This window comes from Paenibacillus tepidiphilus, assembly GCF_008635795.1.
Classification (GTDB): domain Bacteria; phylum Bacillota; class Bacilli; order Paenibacillales; family Paenibacillaceae; genus Paenibacillus_AQ; species Paenibacillus_AQ tepidiphilus.
In genome coordinates this window covers 161,583-174,725 of sequence record NZ_VWRQ01000005.1, presented here as the reverse complement: position 1 = coordinate 174,725, position 13,143 = coordinate 161,583, and the positions used below count along the sequence as shown (strand labels likewise).

Sequence of the window (13,143 nt, the reverse complement as noted above, 5' to 3'; positions counted from 1 at the left end):
TAACCGGGTATTCAGTCAACGGTTACCCCGTACATGGCGGGACTTGCGTATTTTGGGTTCGGCGCCGGGGGCCTGTTTACGGACCCATTTCAGAAAAGCAGCGATCTGCGGGTCCTGCTGTAAGGCTTCAATTGTAGTCAAGCCGGCCGTCACCAGATCACGGTTCGTATATAAGGCGTGTAGCTGGCGGTGGCATGTCCGGCACAGCCGGGCGGTAGGCAGCAGGGAGCCGCCTTCTTCCTTGGGCGTCAGGTGATGAACCGTTGTGGCCAGCGGGAAGCGCCCGCACAGCTCACAGCGGTCTTCGGCGCGGATGTCCATGGGCTAGGGTCTGACCTCAAAGAACTCGCAGCTGCGGCGGGAATAATAGGCCAAATCGCTGACCCGGTTCTGGATCACCACATCGGAATCGGTAAAACGGATGACAGTGCCTCCAGAATTGACCAGATGATCATCCTCAAACACGCGGACCGGCAGCTTGCGGTCTACAGCTTCCTGCAAATCGCTGTCGGTCAGCAGCGGACGGTTAATGGGCATAGTAGTTCTCTCCTTTGTGACACGGCGATAATGGCGAAACCATCAACAGTATAACCGGATGCCGCCGAGAAATCCACCGGAGAGGGTCTGTACATCGGTTGTTACAATTGTCGCCGCTGTCCCGGAAGCGGCTTTATGCAGATCGGATCAGTACGGCACTCTGGAAATACATCTGGAGAAGGCCATTTGTAATAAATCATGATCAAAAACACGGTATTTCCGGTTTTGCTCAATCAGCCAGTTCGCCAAGCCGGCTGCTGTGCGGTAATCCTCGAAATCCTCGGAATTCACGCGGAACTCGGCCAATTTAGCCATGGTATTGTATTCATCATCAGACAACTGAACACCCAGTTGAGCAAGCTGTCTCAGCCGGATATTTCGGGCAGAGCTATCTTGGATGAACCGGTACTTGTTCGATATCTGTCCTTCATGGGGACGGTAATACATTAAATTGTAAGGAAGGTTCGCCAATTTCGCGACGGACGAAAGCCTGTTCCACAGCTCGTAATCCTCGGCATGGGGATAATTATAGTCATAACGAATTCCAAGCCGGTCTATGGTGCTTCGGCGCATCATAACCGAAGGGTGCAGCAGACAGGAGTGGAATAGCAGCCATACCTTAATTTCTTCGTGATGCATCGGATTTATTTTGACAGGCCCAAGGTAGTTGGTCGTGTATCCGGTTCCGCAGATATCGATCTCGGGGTGCTGGTCCATGAAATAGGCCTGCACTTCCAGACGGTTCAGCGCTGCAATGTCGTCGCTGTCCATGCGGGCGACATACTCCCCTCGGGCCAGGTCAAGTCCCTGGTTCAACGAAGTGACAATACCCATGTTGACAGCATGAAAAACCTTCCTTACTCTGGCATCCTTTAGCTCATGAATGATTCCCGCTGATCCGTCGGTTGACCCGTCGTCGATAATAATCAGTTCCAGGTCGGTTAAAGTCTGCATCAGAATCGTGTTGACGGCTTCCTGAAGGTACATTGCGTTATTGAAGACCGGCAGAATTACAGATATTCTGGGCAATGGGCATCCTCCTAAATACTTGTCTCTGGTTACACATTATGAAATAGAATAGTCATACGCGACCGGAAGACCGAAAAAAGGCTGGAGACCTGCTTACAGATCATAATTATTTCCACCACAAATCGGAAGTTTACCTCCTCAAAAAATGGAATATCCTCCTGTACACTTAAGCCTGTAAGAGAAACTTTCGAGAGGGGATACAGAGGAATGAGAAAAACGAAGCAATTGGCAGTGACACTGGCATCCATTATGCTTGTAGGTTCACTGGCTGCCTGCGGAGGCAACAATAACAATAACGAAGGAAACAATGCAGCCGAGAATACGGGTAACAACAGTGCTGCGACAAATGCACCGGCAAACAGCGGCGGAGATGCCACAGAGGAGCCGGCAGAAAAGATCGAGCTGTCGTTCTGGACACTCGGTAATGTCGACTATGAAGATCTGGCGGCCGAGTACACCAAAGAGCATCCGAACATTACGTTCTCCATTCAAAATACAGGCGACCAGACGGCGCATCACAACAACCTGACGACTGCGTTGTCGGCCGGTTCGGGCGCACCGGATATTTTCCAACTTGAAATCGGTTTCATGGAGCGTTTCATCAACGCCCAGGATAAATTCCACAACCTCTACGATCTCGGCGCGAAGGATATCCAGGCCAACTATCTTGACTGGAAATGGAAGCAGGCCACCTCGATCGACGGCTCCTTCCAGCTCGGTCTGCCTACGGACATTGGTCCGACGGTCGCCTACTACCGTACTGATCTGGCTGAAGCAGCCGGACTCCCTTCCGATCCAGAGGGCTTCAGCGCGGCTATCGACACTTGGGATAAATTCGCGACGGTAGCCAAACAGTTCAAGGACAAAACCGGCAAATACTTCTCGGATTTGACCGACCTGACTTATAACGCGCTGCGTGACCAGTCCCCGGACGAAATCTATTACAGCAAAGCGGACGGCAAATTCATTGGCGATACCAATCCTCAGGTGAAGAAGGCTTATGACTTTACAGTAAAAGGTATCCAAGAAGGCTGGATCAGCAACTTCCTGCTCTGGTCTCCGGAATGGGGCCAAGGCATGAACGACGGCTCGTTCGCCGTAATCATGGGACCTGCATGGATGGCCGGTCAGATCAAGAGCTATGGACCGGATTCCTCCGGCAAGTGGAAAATCGCTCAGCTTCCTGAAGGCGCCGGCAACTGGGGCGGATCGTTCATCACCCTGCCGAAGGAAGGCAAGCATCCGAAAGAAGCCTATGAGTTCATCTCCTGGCTGGTTAACAAGGAGAATCAGCTGAAATCCTTCAAGTCCAAAGGTCTGATGCCTTCCATCCCGGCACTTTATGAAGATCCTGAGTTTATTAACTTCAAGGATGAATTCTTCGGCGGCCAGCAAATCGCTGTGGAATACGGTAAAGCGGCAAACCGCGTAAAACCGGTATACTACGGACCGCTGCATGACCAGACCGATACCTTCTTCAAGAATGCGCTCAAGAACGTGCTTGAGAAGAAAGCCGATCCGGCCAAAGAATGGGACGAAGCGGTGAAGCAAGCGAAGACATTGGCTGAACGCAGCTAAACCCATAGATAGTTACTGGAAACGTATATCCGGATTCACGGGAATGCAATACGCCCTGTGAGTCCGGATTTCACGCAAACAAGCAGTTTTTTATATATCTGGAGGTGTGACATGGCTGAGCCCGTAATTGCGAGTCCGCATGCCGAGAGCAAACGGCCTTTTTTAACTGAACAAAGACGGAGCCGCATCACTGCGTATACTTTTATTTCTCCCTTCTTTATTCTGTTCTCGATATTTGGACTATACCCGATCTTCTTCACCTTTTATTTGTCCTTCTTCAAGTGGGACGCCCTGAATCCAATGAAATTTGTCGGATTTAAAAATTATGAACTGATCACCAGCGATCCGACCTTCTGGATATCCTTCAGCAATACGGTCATTATGGGGCTTATGGGAACCGTGCCGCAGGTGCTGCTGGCGCTGCTGCTGGCAGTGCTGCTGCATTCCGGAATGACGCGGTTTAAAAGCGCCTTCCGCATCCTGTACTTCATGCCCAACATCACATCAATTGTGGCCGTAGCGCTGGTGTTCAGCACCCTGTTCGGTAACAACGGGATGGTCAACTGGATGCTGAACAGCATCGGTCTGGACAGTGTGCCCTTTAACTCCGGCTGGTGGGGCGTCAAGATCGCTATTTCATCAATGGTGATGTGGCGCTGGACGGGCTACAATGCCATCATCTTCCTCTCAGGCCTGCAGAGCATTCCGAGTGATCTGTATGAAGCGGCAAGAATTGACGGGGCAAACCGCAGACAGCAGCTGTTCTCCATTACTCTGCCGCTGCTGAAGCCGTTTATTATTTTCGTATCCCTGCAGTCGACCATTGGCGCCCTGCAGCTGTTCACGGAGCCTTATGTGTTCCTTGGCCAATCGGGCACCGGCTCTACCCGTCAGGAAGGAATCACCATGGTTACCTATCTGTACAGCGAAGCCTTCCGCAACAGCTTCTTCGGTACGGCGGCGGCAACAGCGGTTCTGCTGTTCATCATCACTATTATTTTCTCCATCATAAACATGCTGCTTTCCAGAGGCACCGGAGATACAGGAGGGGTTAAAGCGTGAGCACTCTGCGCATATTCAGAAAAAAACCGGATGACCTCGGCTTCTTCGGCAAACTGGGCTTTTACTTCCTGCTGGTCTTCGGTGCACTGATTTCCATTTTTCCGTTCTATTGGATGTTTGTTGTCGGAACCAATGATAAAAGCGCCGTGTTTAATGTTCCGCCGATCCTGACTGTTGGGGATCAGTTCTTTAAGAACTTTCAGAACGCCCTCGATAAATCGGCCTTTTTCCAGGCGCTCGGCAACTCTTTGTTCGTCGCGTCGATGGTTACCGTTTCCGTAGTCTTCTTCTGCACACTCGCTGGCTATGCTTTTGCCAAATATGAGTTTCCGGGCAAAAAATGGCTGTTCATCTTCGTCATCGCTACGCTGGTTGTACCACAGCAGCTCGGCGTACTGCCGACATACGTCATTATGGCGAAGCTGCACTGGATTGACACGTACAAAGCGCTGATCGTACCGGCCATGGTCAATGCCTTCGGCATATTCTGGATGCGGCAGTATATTGCTTCGGCCGTTCCGACTGAGCTGATTGAAGCCGGACGCATCGACGGCGGCGGCCACTTCCGGATCTTCTGGAATATTGCGGTTCCGGTCATTACACCGGCGATGGCTACGCTCGGCATTCTCAACTTCATGACGGTATGGAATGATTTCTTCTGGCCGCTCGTGGTCCTGAAGAATAAAGAGCACTATACGATTCAAATTGCGCTGCAGCAGCTGTTCACCCAGCGCGACGGACTGGACTACGGCATGATTATGTCGGCCACCTTCACCGCCACGCTGCCGCTCCTGGTTGTCTTCCTGCTGTTCAGCCGCTGGGTCATCGCCGGCCTCACTTCCGGCGCGATCAAGAGCTGATTGGATTTAATTGTTAATCAGCAAGGAATCCGGTACCAGCATGAAGAATAGTTAACATGAGAGGGAATGATGCCGTCCTTGGAACAGGGACGGCATTCGCCTGCTCGCAGTCCGGGTACAGCAGGGGGAAGGTTTGGAACTATGAAGCTCAGGCGCAAAATCTTGTTCGCTATTATTCTGCTCGTATTTATCCCTGTCATCATGATGGGCTTGGTCACCTATGTTAATTTCTCCAATGCCATGGAGAAGAAATCGAACAATTTCTATTGGATTTCCCTGCAGGAGACCGACCGCAAGCTGAAGTTTGCCCTCAGTGAAATATCCTCCATTACCAATTCAGCCATTACGCGGGATGCCATTCAACAATCGTTGAAGCAGCCGAATTTCGTGCTGACCTATGACCGCAAGCAGGAGATCAACAGCCTGCTGATCGACCATCCGATGATTACCTCCTTCAGCCTGTATGGCAAGGACCGGCTGCTGTATCATTACGACGCCCCGATGGCCTTTGCGGATTTGAAGCAGCAGGTGTGGTTCCGGGCGATGGAAGAGGCCGAAGGCCGCCCGGTCTGGTCGGGTCCCGGCGAGAACGGCTCCGAGAGCGCCGGCCGTCCGGTGCTGATCCAGGCCAGAACGATCAAAGATTATTATTCGCTGGAGGATATCGGTTATCTGGTGGTATACGTGAAGCCGGATTTGCTGGACCAGATCTTCTGGGAGGCGGCTACACTCAAGAAGGGCGACATCCTGCTGGTCAACAAGCAGGGCAATATTGTCTTCAACAAGTCTGGTGAACATATCGGCCAGCAGACGAATTTCCCTTTTTTGCAGGAGAATTACGTTCAGGAGCAGGACTATTATATCGACAATTATCAGGGAGAGCGGTCACAGATCACTTTCCTGCCTTCACATAACTCCGATTGGTATCTGGCGGCAATCACTCCGATGAACCTGATTAATTCAGAATCGAATTCGATCCGCAACATCGCCATTGCCTTGTGTACGGTATCGTTGTTGTCGGCCTTTTTGTTCGACCGCTATTTCGTGCGCCGGCTTGTCCGCAGCATTAACAGCGCGGTGAACGGAATGAAGCGGGTCAAGCAGGGGATATTCACGCCGATCAAGACCACGATGCATTCCAATGACGAAAGCGACCTGCTGATCGACGGCTTCAACCGGATGAGTGCGCAGATCAGTGAGCTGATCGAGCAGGTCCAGACCGAGCAGGGACGCAAGAAGGAAGCGGAAATGCAGGCGCTGATGGCGCAGATCAATCCGCACTTCATATATAACTCGCTGGAATCGATCAACTCGATGGCCGTCCTGGCCGGTAACCGCGATATCAGTAAGATGGTCGTCTCGCTCGGCAAGCTGCTGCGCATCAGCATCAGCCAGAATCAGGAGCTGATTCCGCTGCAAATGGAGCTGGAGCATGTCCGCCATTATCTCGATATCCAGAAATTCCGCTTTGAAGATAAATTCACCTATGAAATCGAGCTTCCGGAAGTGCTTAAGTCCTTTATGACCCAGAAGCTGATCGTGCAGCCGATCGTTGAGAATGCCCTGTACCATGCCATTGAGCAGATGGAGGAGCACGGGGTCATCACGATCAAGGCACAGGAAGCGGGAACTGACCTGATCATAATTGTCCAGGATAACGGCCCCGGCTTTGAGCCTGCCACGATGCTGAGCCTGTGGGATCCGGAGGGCGGCAACCGCAAGAAATACAACGACAGCGGTGTGGGCCTCAAAAATGTGCATGAACGCCTCAATATTCGCTTCGGCAACCCGTACGGCATTATGGTCTGCTCATCTCCGGGCTTCGGATCAACCATTCGTATCCGTATTCCGCGGATTATGGCATGAAGGAGGAGCGCGGGATGACAAAGGAGCGAAAAGTAATGAAATGGCTGATGAACTGGGGCTGGATTCTGCTGTATGTAGTCATCATGTCAGCAGCGGTGCTGTTTATTACGCTGGGGGACCGTGAGCCGATCGAAGACAACTCTCCGGAGAAAATCACCTTGACCTTCCGTCACTTCTGGCTCAAGGAGCATGACCGTCCGTTGCTGGCGATCTTTGAAGAGGTGGTGCAGGAGTACCAGCAGGAGCATCCGAATGTAAAGGTCAACTTTGAAGGACTGGACCAGACCATTCACCGTGAGCGGAAGCTGAAGAGCGAGATGGTGACCGGGACGCCGCCGGATATGTTCGTGCTGTTCGGCGGGGCGGAGATCGAGCCGTATGTCCGTTCGGACCGGCTGATGGATCTGACCGGTTTTGCCGAGGAGAACGGCTTGACCGGCCAATTCAAGGACCTGCAGCTATGGACGTTCAACAACCATATCTACGGACTGCCGATTGAAGGCAACGCGGAGCCGCTGTATTATAACAAGACGATCTTTAACAAGCTGGGGATTGCACCGCCCGCTACCGTGAGCGAGCTGGATACGGCGATCCGGAAGCTGCAGGCGGCGGGATATATTCCATTTGCCCTCGGGAACGAGGACCGCTGGCCCGCACTCATTTTCGCCCATTACCTGATGGACCGTTATGCCGGTCCGGAATTAATCCAGGAGCTGGCAACCGGCAGGGACGGGGCGACCTTTCAGAGCGGCGACTATGTGCAGGCCTTCCATCAGCTGAACCAGTGGATCAATGAAGGGGCTTTCAGCCCGGGCGCCAATGACTTATCCACGGAGAACGCCGTGAAGCTGTTCACCGGGGGCCAAGCTGCCATGTATCTGAACGGGAACTGGGATATCAACCTGTTCACAGGAGAGACGGCGCCGGAGGATTTCCAGAACGAAGTGGGCGTTATTCCATTCCCGGCTCTGCTCAAAGGACAGGAGCCCTCCATCGCCGGCGGATATACAATCGGTATCGGGCTGTCCTCCGGCCTTGCAGGAGCCAAGCGCGAAGCGGCGCTGGAGCTGATGAAGGCCTTCTACACCAAGGAGGTCCAGACCCGGATTGTCTATGAAGGGCTGCGGATTCCTTCCATGCGGCTCGATTTCGATTCTGCCAAGACGGGACCGGTATTCGCCCAGGTGGTGGAGCTCATGGAAGACTACAATCACAGCTTTGTGCCTTATGACAACCTGCTGTCGCCGGAAGTAAAGAAAGCGTTCCTTGGGGTCGTCGAAGAGCTGATTGAGCGCAGCACCAGTCCTGATCAGGCGCTGGCTGATTTGCAGGAGGCGTCGCAGCAATACTGGAATTTGATACGAAGCACGGAAGTGCAGTAATTTCGGGGAGGGTCTCAAATGGGTGAGCGTCAAGAGAAGTACAAGGTTCTGCTGGTGGATGATGAACCGATTATTCTCCGCAGCTTAAAGGTAGCGATCCCTTGGGAGGAGCTGGGGCTCAGCATCGTAGGCGAAGCCAGGAACGGGGAGGCGGCGCTCAGGCTGATTGAAGAGCATGCGCCGCATATTATCATCAGCGACATCCGCATGCCGGTCATCGACGGCATTGCGCTGATGAAGGAGGTGCTGCCGCGCGTCTCCCGGCTGATCTTCATCTTTATCAGCGGGTACGGCGAGTTCGAATATGCACGGGAGGCGCTGCGGCTCGGCGCGTTCGATTATCTGCTGAAGCCGATTGACCATGACGAGCTGGCCGAGATGCTGGAACGGGCCCGGACCAAGCTTGACAAGCAGCGGGAGAATGAGCAGCTGCTGCATTCCGTGCAGATGCTGTCCACGCTGGCCAGAGAGCGGATGTTCGCCGAGTTCACGCTCGGCAATCCGCGTCCGCTGCAGCATTTGCGGTGGCTGGAGAACAGCGAGCTGGAGGGCGAGTATTTCATGGCCGTCGTCCGTCTGGACGACTATGCCGCATTATCGGCGAAATGGAGTCCGGAGGAGAAGCATTTGTGGCTGTTCGCCGTGCGCAACATTCTGGAGGAATGGTCGCTGACGAACGGCGCGTTGTCGGTGTTCCCCTTCTACAACGGGGAATGGGTGCTGCTGTTCCCGGGCAGCCTCGGCACCAGCAAGCGGGAGCTGGGCGAGGAGCTGATCGCCGGTATCCGGCGCTATTCCAAGCTGGCCTGCTCGGTCGGGATCAGCCGCTGTACGCACGGCATTGACCAGCTGAGCAAGGTGTATCCGCAGGCCTCGAAGGCGCTGTACCAGCGCTTCTATTCCGGTCAGGCCGGCGTGTTCATCGAGGAGGAGACACCGGAAGCGCAGGGCCGGGAAGTGAAATATCCGAAGGAGCTGGAGCAGTCGCTGATCGAGAGCATCCGCACGCTGAATATGGAACGGATGCTTGTACTGTTCGACGAAATGTCCTGCTTCATCGAAGCCCAGGCGCTGGAGAAGGAATTGGCGGAGCGGATCATCATCGAGATGGTCGTCGTGCTCTTCCGCCAGATTGAACAGCTCAATCTGCACGATGAGTGGCCGCTGGAAGGTCTGCTGAGCCGGCTGCATCAGCTTGGCACACTGGCTGAGATGATCGAGGCGGTCAAGACGGAATTCAGGGAATGGATGGACCGTAGCAACCGATCGGATACCCGCGAAGACGGTCGCAGCGTGGTCGAGAAGACCAAGCGCTTCATTGAGGCCAATTACCACCGTGACCTCAGCATCGAGGAGGCGGCGGAATTTGCCGATCTGTCGATCAGCCATTTCTGCAGCTTGTTCAAGCAAATCTCCGGATATACGTTTCTGGAGTATGTCACCTACTGCCGGATGGAGAAAGCGAAATACATTCTGCAGAACAGCAATGTAAAGGTATATCAGGTAGCGCCGCTGGTCGGGTACCAGGACCCGCGTTATTTCACGCAGGTCTTCAAGAAGGCGACGGGGAAGACGCCGTCGGAGTACCGCGAAGAGCATGCCCAGCAGATCCAGTAACCGCACCCGCAATCCTTTATGACACCGGCCTGATCAGGACGGTCTGTAAAGGATTTTTTGTTTTTTACTAATATTAGTCTTTGTTGCTAAATAGAAGTGATGAATTTGCATAGTGATAAATGTCATACTTCTAACCTTGATGTTTATGCCTGTCGGGTGTGACACCCGTTCTATATACTGGAATAAAGAATCCTCTCCTTCACCGGAGCTGCCCTGGAGGTACAGCCATGACTCATACCAAAGATCTCGTCAAGCTCACCAGCCTGAAGAAGAGCGCCAAGCCTTACGAACAGACAGACCGCAAGTCGAGCATCAGGCAAATCATGAATACGCTGGTTCCCCTTTTTGTGCTGTGGTTGGCCGCTTATTTCAGCCTGCAGGTATCCTTCTGGCTTACGCTTCCGCTTGCAATTGTGGCGGGCGGGTTTGTCATCCGCACCTTTATCATCTTTCATGATTGCTGCCACGGTTCGTTCTTCAAGAGCCGCAAGGCCAACGATATACTCGGGACCTTCACCGGAGTGCTCACACTGGTTCCCTACCGGCAATGGAAACGGAGCCACTCGATTCATCATGCCGGCAGCGGTAACCTGGACAAGAGAGGCATCGGCGATATCTGGATTATGACAGTGGACGAATATGCGGGGGCAAGTGCCTGGAAACGCTTCTGCTACAGAGTGTACCGGAATCCATTGGTTCTGTTCGCCGTCGGCCCGATTGCGGTATTCGTCGTTCAATACCGTTTCAATGTCCGCAGTGCCAAACGCCAGGAACGCATCAACACCTATCTGACCAATATTTACATTGTCGCATTGTACTCGGTGATCATCTGGGCCATCGGCTGGCAGGCTTTCCTGCTGGTGCAGCTGCCGATTGTGTTTGTCTCGGGCTGTTTGGGCATATGGCTGTTCTATGTGCAGCATCAGTTCGAGGACACTTATTTCGAGCATGAGGAAGAGTGGAGCTATGTCAACGCGGCGGTCGAGGGCAGCTCGTATTACAAGCTTCCGGTACTCCTGCAGTGGATCACCGGCAATATCGGCTTTCACCATGTGCATCATTTAAGCCCGAAGATTCCCAATTACCGGCTGGAGCAGGCCCATGACGATATCACCCCGCTGCAAAAGGCCACAACGATTACGCTCCGCACGAGTCTGAGCGCGCTCCGTTTCCGGCTGTGGGATGAGGAAGAGAAGCGGTTTATCGGCTTCAGGGAGCACAGAAGCAGAGTACGGCGGGAGCAGACGGTATCTTCCAGACCTGTGTCTGCAGCCCCGCGGACAGCCGAGGTTAGTAACCTGGGCAAGTGATCCGTTAGAAGGCGGACCGGAATTAATGCTTCTTCCGGAGCCGCTTTTTTATTTTATAAGAGAATAGTTTAGCGGGCGCATTGCCTGGGGCGGGAAGGTTTATGTTAAGATGGAGGTAGAAATTTGCTGGCGAAGAGGATGGCGGTCATGCAGAAATGGCATCATATTTTTCATAAAAGCACAGGGCTCAGCCCTTATGTCTGGGTCGTATTCTATATCCTGCCCTTCTATTCCATCTTCCGCTCCTCCTCGGTAGACCGCTGGATTTACGGCATCATCATGATTATTATGTTCTTTGCCTGTTACGTGCTGGCCTTTAAATCGAAGGGATGGGTGGTCTATTTCTGGACCAGCGTGCAGTTGGTCATTTCGATAACGATGACGCTGCTGTTCGGTTACATGTACTTTGCGCTGTTCATTGCCTTCTTCATCGGGAATTTGCAGAACCGCATCGCTTTCTTTACGCTGTATTCGATCCATCTGCTGACGACAATCGTGGCGATCAACTATGAGCTGATTACGCGCAATCCGGTGTTCATATCGCAGCTCCCGTTCGTGCTGGTCAGCATCATCGCGGTGGTCCTGCTTCCGGCAACGACCTACAACCGCAACAACCAGGACAAGCTGCAGGGACAGCTGGAGGATGCGAACAAGCGGATATCGGAGCTGGTGATTATGGAGGAACGGCAGCGGATTTCCCGGGATCTGCATGATACCCTCGGACAAAAGCTGTCGCTGATCGGGCTCAAGAGTGATCTGGCCGCGAAACTGATCGAGAAGAATCCGGCACAGGCGCGGATTGAAATCAACGATGTCCGGCAGACGGCGCGCACCGCGCTTAAGGAAGTGCGGGAGCTGATTACCCAGATGCGCGGTATCCGGCTGGAGGATGAGCTGGTGCGGGTTGCTCAGCTGCTGGCGGCGGCGGAAATCCGTCTGGAGCTTGAGGGGGAGCCGCGGCTGAAGAATGTATCGCTGGTGGCGGAGAACGTGCTGGGGATGTGTCTGAGAGAAGCGATTAACAACGTGGTCAAGCACAGCGGAGCTGATTGCTGCAGGATCATTATCGAGGATTCACAGACAGAAGTGATTATCCGGGTGCAGGATAACGGAAAAGGGATTGAAGGCAGTCATATTTACTATAAGGGCCATGGTCTGCAGGGCATGCGGGAGCGGCTGGAGTTCGTTAACGGATCACTGGAGATTGCCGGGACCTCCGGAACCTCCATTGCCTTCAAAGTGCCTGTAGCCATGAGACCGGAGTCGGGAGGGAATCATCCATGATCAAGATCGTCATTGCCGAGGACCAGCGTATGCTGCTGGGGGCGCTTGCTTCGCTGCTCGATCTGGAGGAGGACATGAAGGTCGTGGGCAAGGCGGCTGGCGGCGCGGAAGCGGTGAAGCTGGTGCAGGAACTGGGGCCGGACATCTGCATTATGGATATTGAGATGCCGGGCATGAGCGGTCTGGAGGCGGCGGAAGCACTGAAGGGCAGCGGCTGCAAAATCATGATCCTCACCACCTTCGCCCGGGCCGGTTACTTCGAGCGGGCGATGAAGGCTGGCGTGGACGCTTATCTGTTGAAGGACAGCCCCAGCGAGGAACTGGCGCAATCGATCCGCAGCGTGATGGCCGGCAGACGGCTCTACGCGCCGGAGCTGCTGGAGGAAGCCTACGGCAGTGAGCCGAATCCGCTGACGCAACGGGAGAAGGAAGTGCTGGGACTCATCGCCGACGGCAAGAATACGAAGGAGATTGCGAGCCAGCTGTTTATTACGACAGGTACGGTCCGCAACTATATCTCGGTGATTCTGGATAAGCTGGATGTCGGCAACCGGATCGAAGCGATCACGCGGTTCAAGGAGAAGGGCTGGTTTAAATAAAAGGTCAGGGAAGAGCGGC

At 53.6% G+C, this 13,143-nt stretch carries 12 protein-coding genes; 9 read left to right on the top strand and 3 right to left on the bottom strand.

Annotated features, from left to right (window positions below):
- Positions 1-15: 15 nt before the first annotated feature.
- The 3 genes from F1379_RS08495 to F1379_RS08485 form a co-directional block, all read right to left on the bottom strand.
- Positions 16-321 (bottom strand): HNH endonuclease, encoded by a 306-nt coding sequence (locus F1379_RS08495; protein WP_150268446.1) that lies wholly within the window; start codon positions 319-321, stop codon positions 16-18.
- 3 nt (positions 322-324) lie between these two features.
- Positions 325-537, bottom strand: coding sequence for a hypothetical protein (locus F1379_RS08490; RefSeq protein ID WP_150268444.1), 213 nt, complete (start codon positions 535-537; stop codon positions 325-327).
- 147 nt (positions 538-684) lie between these two features.
- On the bottom strand, positions 685-1,566 hold the full coding sequence (locus tag F1379_RS08485) for a glycosyltransferase family 2 protein (RefSeq protein ID WP_150268442.1): 882 nt from the start codon (positions 1,564-1,566) through the stop codon (positions 685-687).
- 207 nt (positions 1,567-1,773) lie between these two features.
- Here F1379_RS08485 and F1379_RS08480 point away from each other — a divergent pair, with 207 nt between their 5' ends.
- The 9 genes from F1379_RS08480 to F1379_RS08440 all read left to right on the top strand — a co-directional run bounded on the left by F1379_RS08480 (position 1,774) and on the right by F1379_RS08440 (position 13,124).
- Positions 1,774-3,144, top strand: a complete 1,371-nt coding sequence (locus tag F1379_RS08480; protein ID WP_150268440.1) for an ABC transporter substrate-binding protein — start codon at positions 1,774-1,776, stop codon at positions 3,142-3,144.
- 111 nt (positions 3,145-3,255) lie between these two features.
- On the top strand, positions 3,256-4,206 hold the full coding sequence (locus F1379_RS08475; protein ID WP_150268438.1) for a carbohydrate ABC transporter permease: 951 nt from the start codon (positions 3,256-3,258) through the stop codon (positions 4,204-4,206).
- Complete coding sequence (locus F1379_RS08470; protein WP_150268436.1) at positions 4,203-5,066, top strand: carbohydrate ABC transporter permease; 864 nt, start codon at positions 4,203-4,205, stop codon at positions 5,064-5,066. Before F1379_RS08475 ends, F1379_RS08470 begins: the two co-directional genes overlap by 4 nt.
- A 141-nt stretch (positions 5,067-5,207) precedes the next feature.
- Entirely contained in the window at positions 5,208-6,932 is a 1,725-nt protein-coding gene (locus F1379_RS08465; RefSeq protein ID WP_150268434.1) for a sensor histidine kinase, read from the top strand.
- 14 nt (positions 6,933-6,946) lie between these two features.
- The gene (locus F1379_RS08460) at positions 6,947-8,314 is read left to right on the top strand and encodes an ABC transporter substrate-binding protein (protein WP_239004602.1); all 1,368 of its coding nucleotides are present in this window, start codon (positions 6,947-6,949) and stop codon (positions 8,312-8,314) included.
- 18 nt (positions 8,315-8,332) lie between these two features.
- Positions 8,333-9,931, top strand: a complete 1,599-nt coding sequence (locus F1379_RS08455) for a response regulator (RefSeq protein ID WP_150268432.1) — start codon at positions 8,333-8,335, stop codon at positions 9,929-9,931.
- Between the two features lie 227 nt (positions 9,932-10,158).
- Positions 10,159-11,241, top strand: coding sequence for a Delta(5) desaturase DesA (gene desA, locus F1379_RS08450; protein ID WP_150268430.1), 1,083 nt, complete (start codon positions 10,159-10,161; stop codon positions 11,239-11,241).
- A 147-nt stretch (positions 11,242-11,388) separates the two neighbouring features.
- Positions 11,389-12,525, top strand: coding sequence for a sensor histidine kinase (locus tag F1379_RS08445; RefSeq protein ID WP_150268798.1), 1,137 nt, complete (start codon positions 11,389-11,391; stop codon positions 12,523-12,525).
- Entirely contained in the window at positions 12,522-13,124 is a 603-nt protein-coding gene (locus F1379_RS08440; protein WP_150268428.1) for a response regulator transcription factor, read from the top strand. The genes F1379_RS08445 and F1379_RS08440 overlap by 4 nt, the downstream gene beginning before the upstream one ends.
- Positions 13,125-13,143: the final 19 nt, after the last annotated feature.

What these genes read in the sequence shown, in the direction of transcription:
- F1379_RS08495 (WP_150268446.1), bottom strand. Translation starts at nt 321, where the DNA reads ATGGACATCCGCGCCGAAGACCGCTGTGAGCTGTGCGGGCGCTTCCCG.
- F1379_RS08490 (WP_150268444.1), bottom strand. Translation starts at nt 537, where the DNA reads ATGCCCATTAACCGTCCGCTGCTGACCGACAGCGATTTGCAGGAAGCT.
- F1379_RS08480 (WP_150268440.1), top strand. Translation starts at nt 1,774, where the DNA reads ATGAGAAAAACGAAGCAATTGGCAGTGACACTGGCATCCATTATGCTT.
- F1379_RS08475 (WP_150268438.1), top strand. Translation starts at nt 3,256, where the DNA reads ATGGCTGAGCCCGTAATTGCGAGTCCGCATGCCGAGAGCAAACGGCCT.
- F1379_RS08465 (WP_150268434.1), top strand. Translation starts at nt 5,208, where the DNA reads ATGAAGCTCAGGCGCAAAATCTTGTTCGCTATTATTCTGCTCGTATTT.
- F1379_RS08460 (WP_239004602.1), top strand. Translation starts at nt 6,947, where the DNA reads ATGACAAAGGAGCGAAAAGTAATGAAATGGCTGATGAACTGGGGCTGG.
- F1379_RS08455 (WP_150268432.1), top strand. Translation starts at nt 8,333, where the DNA reads ATGGGTGAGCGTCAAGAGAAGTACAAGGTTCTGCTGGTGGATGATGAA.
- desA (WP_150268430.1), top strand. Translation starts at nt 10,159, where the DNA reads ATGACTCATACCAAAGATCTCGTCAAGCTCACCAGCCTGAAGAAGAGC.
- F1379_RS08445 (WP_150268798.1), top strand. Translation starts at nt 11,389, where the DNA reads ATGCAGAAATGGCATCATATTTTTCATAAAAGCACAGGGCTCAGCCCT.
- F1379_RS08440 (WP_150268428.1), top strand. Translation starts at nt 12,522, where the DNA reads ATGATCAAGATCGTCATTGCCGAGGACCAGCGTATGCTGCTGGGGGCG.